Source organism: Pseudomonas sp. RIT-562 (assembly GCF_026241895.1).
Taxonomy (GTDB): Bacteria; Pseudomonadota; Gammaproteobacteria; order Pseudomonadales; family Pseudomonadaceae; genus Aquipseudomonas; species Aquipseudomonas mandelii_F.
Window position 1 is genome coordinate 99,360 of record NZ_JAPJIV010000005.1, and the last position, 15,573, is coordinate 114,932.

Annotated in this window: 13 protein-coding genes and 1 tRNA gene; 8 read left to right on the top strand and 6 right to left on the bottom strand. The window is 60.6% G+C overall.

Annotated elements, in window-relative coordinates:
* The first annotated feature begins 7 nt into the window (after nt 1-7).
* Both ORL50_RS08930 and ORL50_RS08935 read left to right on the top strand, forming a co-directional pair.
* Nucleotides 8-805 (top strand): lipopolysaccharide biosynthesis protein, encoded by a 798-nt coding sequence (locus ORL50_RS08930; RefSeq protein WP_266012829.1) that lies wholly within the window; start codon nt 8-10, stop codon nt 803-805.
* A 23-nt stretch (nt 806-828) separates the two neighbouring features.
* On the top strand, nt 829-2,400 hold the full coding sequence (locus ORL50_RS08935; protein WP_266012832.1) for a sensor domain-containing diguanylate cyclase: 1,572 nt from the start codon (nt 829-831) through the stop codon (nt 2,398-2,400).
* A gap of 51 nt (nt 2,401-2,451) precedes the next feature.
* Here the strand turns inward: ORL50_RS08935 and ORL50_RS08940 are convergent, their stop codons facing one another.
* Complete coding sequence (locus ORL50_RS08940) at nt 2,452-2,781, bottom strand: hypothetical protein (RefSeq protein ID WP_266012835.1); 330 nt, start codon at nt 2,779-2,781, stop codon at nt 2,452-2,454.
* A gap of 174 nt (nt 2,782-2,955) precedes the next feature.
* Here ORL50_RS08940 and ORL50_RS08945 point away from each other — a divergent pair, with 174 nt between their 5' ends.
* From ORL50_RS08945 to ORL50_RS08955, 3 genes are all read left to right on the top strand, one after another.
* Nucleotides 2,956-3,750 carry an exodeoxyribonuclease III gene (locus tag ORL50_RS08945; protein WP_266012838.1) on the top strand — a complete coding sequence of 265 codons (795 nt, stop codon included), beginning with the start codon at nt 2,956-2,958 and terminating at the stop codon, nt 3,748-3,750.
* Nucleotides 3,751-3,858: 108 nt separating this feature from the next.
* Nucleotides 3,859-4,686: an arylamine N-acetyltransferase family protein gene (locus tag ORL50_RS08950; RefSeq protein WP_266012841.1), complete on the top strand. Its 828-nt coding sequence runs from the start codon at nt 3,859-3,861 to the stop codon at nt 4,684-4,686.
* Nucleotides 4,687-4,896: 210 nt separating this feature from the next.
* Nucleotides 4,897-6,414, top strand: a complete 1,518-nt coding sequence (locus ORL50_RS08955; RefSeq protein WP_266012844.1) for a nucleobase:cation symporter-2 family protein — start codon at nt 4,897-4,899, stop codon at nt 6,412-6,414.
* 170 nt (nt 6,415-6,584) lie between these two features.
* Here ORL50_RS08955 and ORL50_RS08960 read toward each other — a convergent pair.
* A tRNA-Asn gene (locus ORL50_RS08960) sits at nt 6,585-6,660 on the bottom strand.
* A 227-nt stretch (nt 6,661-6,887) separates the two neighbouring features.
* On the opposite strand from ORL50_RS08960, the gene ORL50_RS08965 reads away from it, so the two are divergent.
* Nucleotides 6,888-7,118, top strand: a complete 231-nt coding sequence (locus ORL50_RS08965; RefSeq protein ID WP_266012847.1) for a hypothetical protein — start codon at nt 6,888-6,890, stop codon at nt 7,116-7,118.
* Here ORL50_RS08965 and ORL50_RS08970 read toward each other — a convergent pair.
* The gene (locus tag ORL50_RS08970; protein WP_266012850.1) at nt 7,115-7,324 is read right to left on the bottom strand and encodes a hypothetical protein; all 210 of its coding nucleotides are present in this window, start codon (nt 7,322-7,324) and stop codon (nt 7,115-7,117) included. The two genes, ORL50_RS08965 and ORL50_RS08970, sit on opposite strands and share 4 nt — an antisense overlap.
* A gap of 111 nt (nt 7,325-7,435) precedes the next feature.
* Nucleotides 7,436-8,632 carry an amino acid aminotransferase gene (locus ORL50_RS08975; RefSeq protein WP_266012853.1) on the bottom strand — a complete coding sequence of 399 codons (1,197 nt, stop codon included), beginning with the start codon at nt 8,630-8,632 and terminating at the stop codon, nt 7,436-7,438.
* 351 nt (nt 8,633-8,983) lie between these two features.
* On the opposite strand from ORL50_RS08975, the gene uvrB reads away from it, so the two are divergent.
* On the top strand, nt 8,984-10,999 hold the full coding sequence (gene uvrB / locus ORL50_RS08980; RefSeq protein WP_266012856.1) for an excinuclease ABC subunit UvrB: 2,016 nt from the start codon (nt 8,984-8,986) through the stop codon (nt 10,997-10,999).
* A gap of 140 nt (nt 11,000-11,139) precedes the next feature.
* Here the strand turns inward: uvrB and ORL50_RS08985 are convergent, their stop codons facing one another.
* Together ORL50_RS08985 and ORL50_RS08990 are read right to left on the bottom strand one after the other, a co-directional pair.
* On the bottom strand, nt 11,140-12,690 hold the full coding sequence (locus ORL50_RS08985) for an MDR family MFS transporter (RefSeq protein ID WP_490722692.1): 1,551 nt from the start codon (nt 12,688-12,690) through the stop codon (nt 11,140-11,142).
* Nucleotides 12,680-13,729, bottom strand: coding sequence for an HlyD family secretion protein (locus ORL50_RS08990; protein WP_266012859.1), 1,050 nt, complete (start codon nt 13,727-13,729; stop codon nt 12,680-12,682). Before ORL50_RS08990 ends, ORL50_RS08985 begins: the two co-directional genes overlap by 11 nt.
* Nucleotides 13,730-13,949: 220 nt before the next feature.
* Here ORL50_RS08990 and gltX point away from each other — a divergent pair, with 220 nt between their 5' ends.
* Nucleotides 13,950-15,431, top strand: a complete 1,482-nt coding sequence (gene gltX / locus ORL50_RS08995) for a glutamate--tRNA ligase (RefSeq protein WP_266012862.1) — start codon at nt 13,950-13,952, stop codon at nt 15,429-15,431.
* The last annotated feature ends 142 nt before the right edge of the window (nt 15,432-15,573 follow it).

A 15,573-nucleotide genomic window follows, 5' to 3' on the forward strand; every position in this document is an offset into this window, starting at 1 on the left:
GCTGAATATGGATGTTGCGCAGAAAGCCACGGAACTGGTGAAAAGTCCGGTCCAGGTGCATGACCTGGATGAGTGTCGCAATATAAATAACGGGGCGGTGTTCATCATCGCCTCGGGTGCGTCTGCCAAAGACTTTCCCCTCAAGAAGTATGCCGACGTGCCGATGATTACCATGAACGGTGCGATATCGATGTTTATCGGAACGGGCATCAAACCGTACTTTTTCATGTGCTCGGATGATGCGTTTTACCGGGAGCAGCCGCGCCTGTTCGCGGAAGCCATGCGCTTGAGCCAGCGGGTTGCCGTGCCGCGAAGCCACGCCTATTGCCAGGCGCTCAACCCCAAGGGCGAGCTGTATCTGCTGACTCGCGCACCCAGGCTGTCATGGCTGGGCCTGCTGGGGCGACGCGACAGGGAGTTGATCCGCAGCCGCAAGCTGGGGGCGGGGCGCAATCGCAGCCTGGGTTTCAGCCAAAATCTCAAGCGTGGTTTTTTTGATGCGCGCACCGTGGCTTATGTGGCGCTGCAAATTGCCTATCACCTGGGATTTTCCAAAGTGTTCCTGGTGGGCGTCGATTTGAATCAGTCGGTGAAACGCTTTTACGAAACCCCGGGCACATTCGTTTCGCCTTGCACGCTGGACGAGCATTTGCATACGCGGATCCTGCCTTCGTTCAAGATCATGTCGAAGTACGTCATGAATCAGAATTTCCAGGTCTACAACCTGTCCGATACCTCGCGAATCCCCGCCGAATTGGTGCCGCGCGTGACCTTTGAAGATGTCGACAGAATGATTGGCGCCTGACGCGCCTCCCCAGGATGAGCTTTTTGCCAATTCCCCTGCAAGACCCCCAGCACAACCCTGGTGGACCCCTGAAACGACTGCCTCTGCTCAAGGCGGCGGTGCTGTTTATCGCCGCCGTGTGCCTGTGCCTGGTGGGTTTGCTGTACCTGCAACTGCAGCAGTCACGCAGTCACGACCTGGAACAGGCGCAAGTGGCATCGACCAACTTGACCCGTGCCATGGCGCAGCAGGCCGAAGATACTTTCATGAATGCCGACCTGGTGTTGAGCAGCCTGGCCGACTGGTTGCAGGCCGATGGCTACGGTGCGGCGCAACTGCCCAGGCTGCAGAAGACCTTCGCGCGGCGAGTGCTCGCCCTGAATCAGCTGCACGGGATTTTCCTGTTCGACCGGCAGGGGCAGTGGGTGGTGACCTCGTTCGAGGATCTGCCCCACGGCAAGGGCGTTGCTGATCGAGACTACTTCAAGTTCCACCAGCAGAATGCATCTTCGGTGGCGCACATCGGGCCGGCGATCCGCAGTCGCGAGAATGGCGAGTGGATCATCCCGCTGTCCAAGCGCGTCAACGACAGGAATGGCAAATTCCTGGGCGTGTTGATGGCCGGGATCAAGATGTCGTACTTCGACCAGTTCTTCAAAAGCTTCAGTATCGACGACAACGGTTCGATGTTCCTCGCCCTGACCGATGGCACGCTGCTGGCGCGCAGGCCTTTTGTCGAAGCGCAGATTGGCTCGACCCTGGCCCAGGGGGAAATCTTTCAGAAGTGGCTGCCCAGTGCATCCTCCGGCAACGCCATGGTCAACTCGGTGGTGGACGGCGTCATGCGGCTGCACGGTTATCGGCAGCTGGACGCCTATCCGCTGGTGGTCTCGGCCGCTTCTTCGCAAACGGCGATCCTCAAACACTGGTCGGACACCGCATTCCAGTCGAGCGTGATCGTGGCCCTGGTGGTGCTGGGCGTTAGCCTGTTCGGTTGGGTGTTTGTACATCAGGTGCGTGATAGCGAGCGCATCGAGGCCGATCTGCGGGCCGCGCAGGAGGCTCTGGAGCTGATCGCAACTCACGACAGCCTGACCGGGCTGGCCAATCGGAGGTTGTTCGAGCGGGCGCTGGACATCGAGTTCGGACGTGGGGCGCGGCTGGGCACTTCATTGAGCCTGATCATGCTAGACATCGATTTTTTCAAGCGCTACAACGACGCCTATGGTCACGTCGCTGGAGACCATTGCCTGGCGCAGGTGGCGGGGGCGGTGAAGGCTTGCTGTCATCGCAAGGCTGATCTGGCAGTGCGTTATGGCGGGGAGGAATTTGCGGTACTGCTGCCCGATACCGACCTGCGCGGGGCGACAGTCATTGCCGAGGAAATCAGGCGCAAAGTCATCGGCAAGAACATCACCCACAGCGGGTCGCCCACCGGGTACGTGACGGTGAGTCTGGGCTGCTATTCATTCGTGCCGAGCGCGCGCGACAGTGTCGAAGTGTTCATCGAGCGCGCCGATGCCGCGCTTTATCAAGCCAAACATTCAGGGCGCAACCGCGTTGCGGTGCTGTCGATGGAAGGCGCCGACGAGGCGTTGATGCGTTCAGATCGCTAAACGAATACAGGGCAACGCAAGCAGCCGAGGTCATCGGCTGCCTTTACGCGTTCAGCTGCCGGTGCCACCACCCGCACCGCCAGTCCCGCCGCCTGCGGCACCGGTGCCGCCGCCCGCGCCAGAGCCACTGGTACCGCCATTGGTGCCAGTGCTGCCGCCGCTACTGCTGCCGCTGCCAGTGGAAGGCGTCGAGCCGCTGCCGCTGCCTGTACCGCCAGACGGCATGGCTGGAGTGTTATTGGGTGACATCGTCGAGCCACCGACGGACCCTGACTTGGTCCCGGTAGCGTCTGCGCCATCGCCGGTCGCCGCGTAAGCACCCAGCGAAGCGGCGGACATCAGGCCGGCCAGAACCAGCGAAGTGATCTTGAGCGTTTTCATGGTACGTCTCCGCAAATGAGTCGTTACCTGATATTGGGTGGCGGGGAAGGTGGTTGGTGCCGATTGGATGACGAGTGGTCGGTTCAGACGCATCCGCTCCAACCCATCCCGACGCAACCACCTAAACAGCCCGCTGTCACAACCTGGACACCTCGCCACCAGGAGCGCCGGCCCATGAAAAAACTGCGAATCGCCACCTTCAACGTCAATGGCATGCGCGCCCGGTTGCCAAACCTGCTGGCCTGGCTGGAGCGCGAGCAGCCGGACATCGTTTGCCTGCAGGAGCTCAAGTCGGTTGACAGTGCGTTTCCTGCGGCCGAGCTTGAAGCCGCCGGATATGGTGCCATCTGGCAGGGACAGTCGTCGTGGAATGGCGTGGCGATCCTGGCGCGGGATGCGCAACCGCTGGAAAGCCGGCGCGGGCTGCCAGGCGATGACAGCGATACGCACAGCCGCTACATCGAGGCCGCCGTGCATGGGGTGCTGGTGGGTTGTCTTTATCTGCCCAACGGCAACCCGCAGCCCGGACCCAAATTCGATTACAAGCTGGCCTGGTTCGAGCGACTGATCGCCTATGCCAAGGACCTGCAGGCCAGTGACCACCCGGTGGTGCTGGCCGGTGACTACAACGTAGTGCCCACCGACATGGATATCTACAACCCGCGCTCCTGGCTAAAGGATGCGTTACTCCAGCCGGAAAGTCGCGAGTGCTACCAGCGCCTGCTCGATCAGGGCTGGACCGACTCCCTGCGCCACCTCTACCCGGAAGATCGGCTCTACACGTTCTGGGACTACTTCCGCCAGCACTGGCAGAAAAACTCGGGCCTGCGCATCGACCACCTGCTGCTCAACCCGGCGTTGAGTCCCTACCTGCAAGAAGCCGGAGTGGATGCCTGGGTACGCAACGAACCGCACGCCAGCGACCACGCGCCTACCTGGATTCGCCTGGGCTCGCGCAAGCGCCGGTGATTTGCAGGCAGCTGATTGGTGAAATCAATTGTCAGTCCCGTGCGCTTTTGGCCTATACCTGTCGCCCATTGGCGGAGCGATCCGCGGCATCGGCATAAGGACTGAGCAATGAGCGAGACACGCCTGGGCAACCTTGCGCACTACCTGCAACTTCTGGGATTCGAGGCGCCCCCTGCACCGACGCTCGAAACCTTGCGCCAACTGCAACTGCGTCACACCGGGGTTTTTCCGTTTGAAAACCTGGCGACCCTGGCGCGCGAGCCGGTGCTGATCGACCTGCCGTCCATCGAACGAAAACTGCTGCAAGAGCAGCGCGGCGGCTACTGCTACGAACTCAATCATATTTTTTTCGCGTTGCTCCAGGAGCTGGGCTTCGATGTTCGCGGAATCACCGGCCGCGTGGTGATGGGCCAACCCGAAGGGGCGTGGACCGCCCGTACCCACCGCTTGAGCCTGGTGCACCTGGACGGCGTGCGCTACATCAGCGACGTCGGGTTCGGCGGCATGGTCCCCACCGCGCCGCTATTGCTCGACTCTACCGCCGAGCAGGCTACACCGCACGAACCCTACCGGATCGCACAGCACGAGGATGGCTTCACCTTGTACGCCAAGGTCGCTGGTGAATGGCGGCCGATGTACATCTTCGACCTGCAGCGTCAGGAGGAGGTCGATTACGCCGTCGGCAACTGGTACGTCTCGACCCATCCCGACTCGTCTTTTGCCAGGCAACTAATGGTGGCACGGACTGGGGATGGGTGGCGGCGCACGCTCAACAACGGCAGTTTTGCGATCCATCGGCTCGGCTACGACAGCGAGCGGAGGGAAGTCGCTGACGTGGAAGAGCTCGTTGCCTTGCTCCAGAGCGAGTTTGGCATTCGACTGCCGGCGCATGCGGGCTTGAGGCAGACCCTGGCCCGCCTGGTAGGTAACGCGTAGAGCCGCCATGCAAAAGACTGGCGGTGGGGAGGGGGGAAAATCGCCGGGTAAAATTTGATCGCGGATTTTGCCGGCAAAGCCAGCGTATTCAAGGGTGGGGTGGACGGGTGTCCATAATCTGACTGGTGAGTTGTATACAACTCTATAGACATTTGTCCTGAGTCTTGCATACAGTGTGCGCATAACAAAAAACCAGGGAACCCCCCAATCATGAAAACGCCCCATGTTTCACACCAACGGCCCGAGGATGAAAATCTTGGGATCGGCGCGAATATGGCTTATGGCCTGCAACACGTTCTGACCATGTACGGTGGCATCGTTGCGGTGCCGTTGATCATCGGTCAGGCGGCCGGGCTGTCGCCGGCGGACATCGGTTTGTTGATTGCTGCTTCATTGTTTGCAGGGGGCCTGGCAACGTTGCTGCAGACCCTTGGTTTACCGTTTTTTGGCTGTCAGTTGCCGCTGGTACAGGGCGTGTCGTTCTCCGGCGTTGCGACCATGGTGGCGATCGTCAGCAGTGGCGGGGAGGGCGGGTTCCAGTCGATCCTGGGGGCGGTGATTGCCGCGTCGTTGATCGGGTTGCTCATAACCCCGGTGTTCTCGCGAATCACCAAATTCTTCCCGCCACTGGTCACCGGCATCGTGATCACCACCATCGGCCTGACGCTGATGCCCGTGGCGGCACGCTGGGCAATGGGCGGTAACAGTCACGCGCCGGACTTCGGCAGCATGGCGAACATCGGCCTGGCAGCACTGACGCTGGTGCTGGTGCTACTGCTGAGCAAAGTCGGCAGCGCGACCATCTCGCGCTTGTCGATCCTGCTGGCCATGGTCATCGGCACGGTTATCGCGGTGTTCCTCGGCATGGCGGACTTCTCGTCCGTGACCGAAGGCCCGATGTTCGGTTTCCCGACACCGTTCCACTTCGGCATGCCGACTTTCCACTTCGCCGCGATCCTGTCGATGTGCATTGTGGTCATGGTGACGCTGGTGGAAACCTCGGCTGACATCCTCGCCGTGGGCGAAATCATCGAGACCAAGGTCGATTCCAAGCGCCTGGGCAATGGTCTGCGCGCCGACATGCTGTCGAGCATGATCGCGCCGATCTTTGGTTCGTTCACCCAAAGCGCATTCGCCCAGAACGTCGGGCTGGTGGCGGTGACCGGGATCAAGAGTCGCTTCGTGGTCGCGACGGGCGGGCTGTTCCTGGTGGTCCTCGGCCTGTTGCCGTTCATGGGGCGGGTCATTGCGGCGGTGCCCACTTCGGTGCTCGGCGGTGCTGGCATCGTGCTGTTTGGCACCGTGGCGGCCAGCGGTATCCGGACGCTGTCCAAGGTTGATTATCGTAACAACGTGAACCTGATCATCGTCGCAACCTCGATCGGCTTCGGCATGATCCCCATCGCTGCGCCGAACTTCTACGACCATTTCCCGAGCTGGTTCGCGACCATCTTCCATTCGGGCATCAGCTCGTCGGCGATCATGGCGATCGTGCTCAACCTGGCGTTTAACCACCTGACGGCGGGCAACTCCGATCAGCAGTCGGTGTTTGCTGCCGGTACCGAGCGGGTGTTGCGTTATCAGGATCTGGCGGCGCTGCGTGAAGGCGATTACTTCAGTGACGGCAAGCTGCATGACTGCGACGGCAAGGAGATTCCGGTGGTGGAGGTTGACCATGGGCATGGAGAGCCGCGGCCGGTGCAGGCGAAGACGGGTGAGCATGTCTGATCTATCACTGTAGCAGCGAGCCTGCTCGCGACGGACGTCAACGATCACGCGTATTTTCTGATCTAACGCGGCGATCTCAAGTCCATCCTGAGCAGGCTCGCTCCTACATGTAGCGCCCACAAAAAAGCCCCTGAATCTTCCGATTCAGGGGCTTTTCAGTTCTTGCTGTCTGGCTCCACGACCTGGACTCGAACCAGGGACCCAGTGATTAACAGTCACTTGCTCTACCAACTGAGCTATCGCGGAATGGCGTGTATGTTACTGATTCAAAAAGAGAAGTCAAGCACCTGTGGCGAAAATCGACAATTCGTCGAGACGAGTGGTGGTTTTTCCGCCTTTGGCGGTTACCAGAATTCCCTCAGGGGTCTACCATGGCCGCCCGGAAGTGGTTACACGCGCTGCCGGCCATTCGCCGAAAAGGTACGCGCCATGAATCACCCAGTTTTCACCTGTAAAGCCAAAGGGGTGCGCGCATGAGCATCGCCCAGATCAGCCTGCCCAAAGGTGTCGGTCCGCATGCTGAAAAGCTGTTCGACGCGATCACCCAGGCCAGCACCGCCGAAGAACTGAATCGTGCCGCAGGCAAGGCCGAGGGCTTCGTGCTCGGCCTGGAAAGCACCAAGGCCATCAAGAGCCAGGTCGCCGAATCGCTCTACGTCGCTTATGACGACGCGGCAAGCCAGCGTGCCGGCGAGCTGTCTTAACCGCCGAAGGTAAAAGTGCCGAGCATCAGCTTGCCGTACACCATGGTGGCCGCCAGCTGCACCAGCCACAGGGCCAAGCCGCCCAGAAATACCCCGGCTGCTACTTGCAGCACCAGGTTGTTGCCGCGTTTGGCCGCAGGGCGAGGGACGAAATGGTCCAGTTCATCCAGGTCATCGCGCTCGGCGCGCAGGTCATCGTTTTTCATAATGGTTTCCGCAGTTTAATCTGTGTGCAGTCTAGAGGTTTCGGGCAATATTCTTCAGACAAATAAAAACGGGAAGCCCAAAGGCTTCCCGTTTTTCGTCAGCCAGCCGTATCAGATCACCTGAACGATGGCATCCGTTACCGCCTGGATGTTGCTCTGGTTCAGTGCGGCGACGCAGATACGGCCGGTGTCCAGGGCATAGATGCCGAACTCGTTGCGCAAGCGGTGAACTTGCTCGGTGGTCAGGCCGGAGTAGGAGAACATGCCGCGCTGGCGACCAACGAAGCTGAAATCGCGCTGCGGGGCTTTTTGCGCCAGCAGGTCGACCATCTGGGTGCGCATGCCGCGAATCCGCAGGCGCATTTCTGCCAGTTCTGTTTCCCACTGGGCGCGCAGCTCAGGGCTGTTCAATACCGCGGCGACGATGCTTGCACCGTGGGTCGGCGGGTTGGAGTAGTTGGTGCGGATCACGCGCTTGACCTGGGACAGCACCCGCGCGCTTTCTTCTTTCGATTCGCTGACGATGGACAGGGCGCCAACGCGCTCGCCGTACAGCGAGAACGACTTGGAGAACGAGCTGGAGACGAAGAAGGTCAGGCCCGACTCTGCAAACAAGCGCACGGCAGCGGCGTCTTCGTCGATGCCATCGCCGAAACCCTGATAGGCCATGTCGAGGAACGGCACGTGACCTTTGGCTTTCACCACGTCCAGCACGTTTTTCCAGTCCGTCGGGCTCAGGTCCACGCCGGTCGGGTTGTGGCAGCAGGCGTGCAGCACCACGATCGAACCGGACGGCAGGGCGTTGAGGTCTTCGAGCAGGCCGGCACGGTTAACGTCGTGGGTCGCGGCGTCGTAGTAGCGGTAGTTCTGCACCGGGAAACCAGCGGTTTCGAACAGCGCGCGGTGGTTTTCCCAGCTCGGGTCGCTGATCGCCACGACGGCGTTCGGCAGCAGTTGCTTGAGGAAGTCGGCACCGATTTTCAGTGCGCCAGTGCCGCCGACGGCCTGGGTGGTAATGACCCGGCCAGCGGCGATCAGTGGCGAATCATTGCCAAACAGCAGTTTTTGCACGGCCTGGTCGTAGGCAGCGATGCCATCGATCGGCAAGTAGCCACGGGACGCGTGTTGAGCAACACGAATCGTCTCGGCTTCGACAACGGCGCGCAGGAGTGGAATTCGCCCCTCCTCGTTGCAGTAAACACCGACCCCCAGGTTGACCTTGGTGGTGCGTGTATCGGCGTTGAATGCTTCGTTGAGGCCCAGGATTGGATCGCGTGGTGCCATTTCGACAGCGGAGAACAGGCTCATTTTTGCGGCGGCTCTGAATGGAGAGTGGAGGGACGTGTCGCGCTCCAGCCGAATGCACTAGAGCGGTGCACAAACGGGGAGCTAGTATAGAGGCCATCAATGATTGAAGGCGACAGACGATTCAGCTTTTCCTGTAAGTTTTTTCATTTATTTATCGACCGTTAGTCGTACCGCGCCGTCAAACATTGTAAGTGTTGTAGGACGTTTGCCTTGAAAGCGCAGGCAATCGGCTCCACATTGAGCACAATCCAGTTATTTCCTCGGGCGGCGTCAGTCGTTTGCGGCTTTTCTCGTTCCTACCGGTTTGACCGCCCAGGCACGATTCCCTGCTTCGAGAACCGAGAGGTATGCATGTCTGAATTCCAGCTAGTCACCCGCTTCGAGCCCGCCGGCGACCAGCCGGAAGCCATCCGCCTGATGGTCGAGGGCATCGAGGCCGGGTTGGCGCACCAGACGTTGCTCGGTGTGACCGGCTCGGGCAAGACCTTCAGCATCGCCAACGTCATCGCCCAGGTTCAGCGCCCGACCTTGGTGCTGGCGCCGAACAAGACCCTGGCCGCGCAGTTGTATGGCGAATTCAAGGCGTTCTTTCCCAACAACGCCGTCGAGTACTTCGTTTCCTACTACGACTACTACCAGCCTGAAGCCTATGTGCCGTCCTCGGATACCTTCATCGAGAAGGACGCCTCGATCAACGATCACATCGAGCAGATGCGCCTGTCGGCGACCAAGGCCCTGCTGGAACGCAAGGACGCGATCATCGTCACCACGGTGTCGTGCATCTACGGCCTGGGCAGTCCGGAAACCTATTTGAAGATGGTGTTGCACGTGGATCGCGGCGACAAGCTCGATCAGCGCGCCTTGCTGCGCCGTCTCGCGGACTTGCAGTACACCCGTAACGACATGGATTTCGCTCGGGCGACCTTCCGGGTTCGCGGCGATGTGATTGACATCCATCCCGCCGAATCGGATTTCGAAGCGATTCGCATCGAGCTGTTCGACGACGAGGTCGAGCGGATTTCTGCCTTCGATCCGTTGACCGGCGAGGTGACACGCCAGCTGCCGCGATTCACCTTCTACCCGAAGAGCCACTACGTGACTCCGCGTGAAACCCTGCTGGGTGCCATCGAAGGGATCAAGGTCGAGCTGCAGGAGCGCCTGGATTATCTGCGCTCCAACAACAAGTTGGTGGAGGCCCAGCGCCTGGAGCAGCGCACGCGTTTCGACCTGGAGATGATTCTCGAGCTGGGTTACTGCAACGGCATCGAAAACTACTCGCGCTACCTGTCCGGGCGGGCCTCCGGCGAGGCTCCGCCGACTTTGTTCGATTACCTGCCGGCCGATGCGTTGCTGGTGATCGACGAGTCCCATGTCAGCGTGCCGCAGGTGGGCGCGATGTATAAGGGCGACCGCTCGCGCAAGGAAACCCTGGTGGAATACGGTTTCCGCCTGCCGTCGGCCCTGGATAACCGGCCGATGCGCTTCGACGAGTTCGAGCACATCAGCCCGCAAACCATCTTCGTTTCCGCCACGCCAGGCAACTATGAGGCCGAGCATGCCGGGCGCGTGGTCGAGCAATTGGTGCGGCCGACCGGCCTGGTGGACCCGCAAATCGAAATTCGCCCGGCGCTGACCCAGGTCGACGATTTGCTCTCGGAAATCACCAAGCGCGTCGCGCTGGAAGAGCGGGTGCTGGTCACTACCTTGACCAAGCGCATGTCCGAGGACTTGACCGACTATCTGGCCGACCATGGAGTGCGCGTTCGCTACCTGCACTCGGATATCGACACCGTGGAGCGCGTGGAAATCATCCGCGACCTGCGCCTGGGTACCTTCGATGTGCTGGTGGGGATCAACCTGCTGCGCGAAGGCCTGGATATGCCGGAAGTCTCCCTGGTGGCGATTCTCGACGCGGACAAGGAAGGCTTCTTGCGGTCCGAGCGGTCACTGATCCAGACCATCGGTCGTGCGGCGCGTAACCTCAACGGCCGCGCAATTTTGTATGCGGACCGCATCACTGGGTCCATGGAGCGGGCGATCGGCGAGACCGAGCGGCGCCGGGACAAGCAGATTGCCTTCAACCTGGCCAACGGCATTACCCCCAAGGGCGTATTCAAGGACGTCGCCGATATCATGGAAGGCGCCACCGTGCCAGGTTCGCGCAGCAAAAAGCGCAAGGGCATGGCCAAGGCCGCCGAGGAAAGTGCCAAATACGAAGCCGAACTGCGCTCACCGGGCGAAGTCGCCAAGCGCATCAAGGCGCTGGAAGAGAAGATGTACGCCTTGGCGCGGGATCTCGAGTTCGAGGCTGCGGCGCAGATGCGCGATGAGATTGGCAAGCTGCGGGAGCGCTTGATTACTGTCTAAGAGTTGCGCAACCAGAGCCGGCCCCATCGCGGGCAAGCCTTGCTCCCACAGGATTTGGGGTGTTCACAGGATCTGCGTACAGCGAAAAACCTGTGGGAGCAAGGCTTGCCCGCGATGAGGCCCGTCGCATCGCTACAAAATCAATGCGCCTCCCCAGCCTTCACCCCCGCCGGCAACGCCCTGGTCAACAGCACCGCAATCATGCTGATCCCCAACGCAATCCCGACAAAATGAAACGCATCGTTGTACGCCATAATCGATGCCTGCTGATGCGCAATCTCGCTCAATTTCCCCAGGGCCGCCGTCTCACTGCCGAATCGGTCGGTCATCGACGCCATGCGCTCTGCCACCTGCGGGTTGGTCGGAACAATCGCCTCGCGCAAGTAATCGAAGTAGGTCTTGGTCCGCGCATCCAGCAACGTGGCGAGGAGGGCGATGCCGATTGCGCCGCCCAGGTTGCGCAGGATGTTGAACAGGCTCGACGCCGACCCCGCATCCTCGGGCAGGATGTAGGCGGTGGCGATCAGCGAAATCGTGACCATGATCAGCGGCTGGCCCAGGGCGCGAATGATCTGGATCTGGTTGAACTGCGGCCCGGCGAAGTCCGGGTTCAGCACCCCTGACGAGAAACTCGCCAGCCCGAACAACCCGAAACCCAACGTGCACAGCCATTTCGGCGACACGTACTTCATCAGTTTCGGCACCAGCGGAATCAGAAACAGCTGGGGCACGCCCATCCACATGATCACTTCGCCGATCTGCAACGCGTTGTAGTTCTGGATCTGCGCCAGGTACAGCGGCAACAGGTAGATCGAGCCATACAACCCGACACCCATGCCCAGGCTGGAAATGCTCGACAGGCCGAAATTGCGATTACCCAGGATGCCCAGGTTGATCAGCGGATTGGGCTTGGACACCTGCACGATCACAAAGGTGATCAGGCTGATCAGCGCGATGCTGCCCAGGCCCACGATCAGGCTCGACTCCAGCCAGTCCTTGCGGTGGCCTTCTTCTAGAAAAACCTGCAGGCAGCCAAGGCCCACGCCCAGGGTGAGGATGCCCATGTAGTCGGTGCTTTTGAGCAATTCCCAATGCGCTGGTTTTTTCTCCAGGCCGTACATCAGTCCGGCGATCATGATCAGGCCGGGCGGGATGTTGATGTAGAAGATGTATTCCCAGCCCCAGTTCTCCGTCAGCCAACCGCCCAGCGTCGGGCCGATGGAGGGCGCAAAGGTGGCGGTCATGGCGAACATGGCCATGCCCTTGGCGCGATGGTGTTCGGGCAGTTTGATCAGGGTCAGGGTGAACGCCAGCGGGATCAGTGCGCCGCCGGTGAAACCCTGCAAGGCGCGGAACACGATCATGCTTTCCAGGCTCCAGGCCATGGAACACAGCAGCGAAGCCACTAAAAATCCCAGCGAGACCCAGACCGCCAGACGCCGTGCCGACAGCAGCTGCACCAGCCATGCGGTCAGCGGAATCATGATGATTTCCGCGACCAGGTACGAAGTGGAAATCCATGAACCTTCTTCCAGGGTCGCCGAGAGTGCACCCTGGATATCCTTGAGCGAGGAGTTGGTGATCTGGATGTCGAGCACGGCCATAAAGGCGCCGAGCATCACACTCATCACCGCGATCCAGTCGCGCCGGGTCGGCTCGCCGACCGGGCGGATCAGCTGATCACCGGCCATCGTCAGGGGCGTCTTTGATGTTCACTTTGGCGGTGACCGACATCCCCGGACGAATCTTGCCGTGCAGCGGATTGTCCGCAGCGAAGGTCAGTTTTACCGGAATTCGTTGTACGACTTTGGTGAAGTTGCCGGTGGCATTGTCCGGCGGCAACAGGCTGAACTGCGCACCGGAAGCGGCAAACAGGCTGTCGACCCGCGCCTCGATCGGCGTATCGCTGTAGGCGTCGAAGGTCAACTCGGCCTTCTGCCCAGGCTGCATGTGGCCGATCTGGGTTTCCTTGAAGTTGGCCTGGATCCAGATGTCCTGGTCCGGCACGATCGACAGCAGGTACGCGCCGGCCTGTACGTATTGACCGTTGCGCGCGGCGCGCTGGCCGATCAACCCGCTGATGGGCGCATGAATCTCGCTGCGGGTCAGGTTCAGCTCGGCTTGGGCCAGGTCGGTTTTGGCATTGGCGATCATCGCATCGAGGCGCTTGATTTCGGCGCTCAGGGAATTCACCTGCTGGCGCTGGCTCTGGGCATCCGCCTGGGCCTTGGTCACTTGCGAGCGGGCAATGTGGTTGTCGGCGGAGAGGGTGGTCACCCGTTCTTCCGGTACGTAGCCGGGTTTGCGCAAGGTTTCGGCACGGGACAAATCGATCTGCGAACGGCTGAGGCTGGCCTGGCTGGATGCGACCTGTGCCTCGCTGGCGGCAATCAGGCTGGCCTGTTGTGTGAGTTTACTCTGGGCTTGCAGACGCTCGGCCTGGCGAGTCGCGAGGGTGGCGTTGGCGCGGTCAACGGCCAGGTGAAAATCGTCGCCTTCGAGTTTGACCAGCAACTGGCCCTTTTCGACGTGCTGGTTGTCCTGCACCACGACCTGATCGATGCGCGCGCCCAGTTGGCTCGACACGCGAGTAATCTCGCCCTGGACGTAGGCGTTGTCGGTGCTCTCGTAAAATCGCCCCTGGAGGAACCAGTGGGCGAAGAAACCCCCGGCGATGAGCAGGACGATCAACAGGAAGATAAACAGGCGACGCTTGAGTTGGGCAGGCATGGGGCGGACTGTAGTCGAGAAATTGTAAGGAAAGGTATCAGCTGACCAATCTGGCACACAGCCGATGAACGGTAAATGCCATCCGCTGATATTCGGCCATTCACCCGGTGCTAAGCGCGTTGTAGACGCAACCTTGGCTTAAATGCCCTGCTGACTGGAGCCGGGCCGGTGTCGCCTGTTACCATTCGCCCTTTGTTTTATCTTCATTTCGAGACTTGCCATGACCACCGTCCGCACTCGCATCGCGCCATCGCCTACCGGGGATCCCCACGTAGGTACCGCTTACATCGCATTGTTCAACTACTGCTTTGCCAAGCAGCACGGCGGTGAGTTCATCCTGCGGATCGAAGACACCGACCAGTTGCGTTCAACCCGCGAGTCCGAACAGCAGATTTTCGACGCCCTGCGCTGGTTGGGCATCGACTGGAGCGAAGGCCCGGACGTTGGCGGCCCGCACGGTCCGTATCGTCAGAGCGAACGCGGCGAGATCTATCAGAAGTACTGCCAGCAGCTGGTTGAAATGGGGCATGCCTTCCCGTGCTTCTGTACCGCCGAAGAGCTGGACCAGATGCGCGCCGAACAACAGGCCCGCGGCGAAACCCCGCGCTACGATGGCCGTGCGTTGCTGCTTTCGAAAGAAGAGGTGGCCCAGCGCCTGGCTGCGGGCGAGCCACACGTGATCCGCATGAAAGTGCCGAGCGAAGGCGTGTGCGTGGTGCCGGACATGCTGCGTGGCGATGTCGAGATCCCGTGGGATCGCATGGACATGCAAGTGCTGATGAAGACCGACGGCCTGCCGACTTACTTCCTGGCCAACGTGGTCGATGACCACTTGATGGGCATCACCCACGTGCTGCGCGGCGAAGAGTGGCTGCCATCGGCGCCAAAACTGATCCTGCTTTATGAATACTTCGGCTGGGAACAACCGGAGCTGTGCTACATGCCGCTGCTGCGTAACCCGGACAAGAGCAAGCTGTCCAAGCGCAAGAACCCGACCTCGGTCACGTTCTACGAGCGCATGGGCTTCATGCCCGAAGCGATGCTCAATTACCTGGGGCGCATGGGCTGGTCGATGCCGGACGAGCGCGAGAAGTTCTCGCTGCAGGAAATGGTCGACAACTTCGACCTCAAGCGCGTCTCCCTGGGCGGGCCGATCTTCGACATCGAGAAGTTGTCGTGGCTCAACGGCCAATGGTTGCGTGACTTGCCAGTAGAAGAGTTCGCCTCGCGCCTGCAGACCTGGGCACTGAACCCTGAATACATGATGAAGATCGCGCCGCACGTGCAGGGAAGGGTCGAAACCTTCAGCCAGGTCGCTCCGCTGGCCGGCTTCTTCTTCGCCGGTGGCGTCAACCCGGACGCGAAGCTGTTCGAGTCGAAGAAGCTGTCGGGTGATCAGGTGCGTCAGTTGATGCAGTTGATCCTGTGGAAGCTCGAAAGCCTGCGGCAGTGGGAGAAGGACAGCATCACCGCGACGATCCAGGCGGTGGTCGAATCCCTTGAGTTGAAACTGCGCGATGCCATGCCGCTGATGTTCGCCGCGATCACTGGGCAAGCCAGCTCGGTATCCGTGCTCGACGCCATGGAGATCCTCGGCCCCGACCTGACCCGTTTCCGCCTGCGCCAGGCCATCGATCTGCTCGGTGGAGTGTCGAAGAAGGAAAACAAGGAGTGGGAAAAACTCCTGGCCAATATCGCCTGATCCCCTGTAGCAGCTGCCGAAGGCTGCGTCGGGCTGCGCAGCAGCCCCCCGCGGAGCATCGAATTCACTCGATCCCTGTAGCAGCTGCCGAAGGCTGCGTCGGGCTGCGAAGCAGCCCCCCGCGGTGCATCGAATTCACTCG

Excerpts from the sequence above, each read along its gene's own strand:
- ORL50_RS08930 (WP_266012829.1), top strand. The coding sequence starts at position 8 with ATGGATGTTGCGCAGAAAGCCACGGAACTGGTGAAAAGTCCGGTCCAG.
- ORL50_RS08940 (WP_266012835.1), bottom strand. The coding sequence starts at position 2,781 with ATGAAAACGCTCAAGATCACTTCGCTGGTTCTGGCCGGCCTGATGTCC.
- ORL50_RS08945 (WP_266012838.1), top strand. The coding sequence starts at position 2,956 with ATGAAAAAACTGCGAATCGCCACCTTCAACGTCAATGGCATGCGCGCC.
- ORL50_RS08950 (WP_266012841.1), top strand. The coding sequence starts at position 3,859 with ATGAGCGAGACACGCCTGGGCAACCTTGCGCACTACCTGCAACTTCTG.
- ORL50_RS08955 (WP_266012844.1), top strand. The coding sequence starts at position 4,897 with ATGAAAACGCCCCATGTTTCACACCAACGGCCCGAGGATGAAAATCTT.
- ORL50_RS08965 (WP_266012847.1), top strand. The coding sequence starts at position 6,888 with ATGAGCATCGCCCAGATCAGCCTGCCCAAAGGTGTCGGTCCGCATGCT.
- ORL50_RS08970 (WP_266012850.1), bottom strand. The coding sequence starts at position 7,324 with ATGAAAAACGATGACCTGCGCGCCGAGCGCGATGACCTGGATGAACTG.
- ORL50_RS08975 (WP_266012853.1), bottom strand. The coding sequence starts at position 8,632 with ATGAGCCTGTTCTCCGCTGTCGAAATGGCACCACGCGATCCAATCCTG.
- uvrB (WP_266012856.1), top strand. The coding sequence starts at position 8,984 with ATGTCTGAATTCCAGCTAGTCACCCGCTTCGAGCCCGCCGGCGACCAG.
- ORL50_RS08985 (WP_490722692.1), bottom strand. The coding sequence starts at position 12,690 with ATGGCCGGTGATCAGCTGATCCGCCCGGTCGGCGAGCCGACCCGGCGC.
- ORL50_RS08990 (WP_266012859.1), bottom strand. The coding sequence starts at position 13,729 with ATGCCTGCCCAACTCAAGCGTCGCCTGTTTATCTTCCTGTTGATCGTC.
- gltX (WP_266012862.1), top strand. The coding sequence starts at position 13,950 with ATGACCACCGTCCGCACTCGCATCGCGCCATCGCCTACCGGGGATCCC.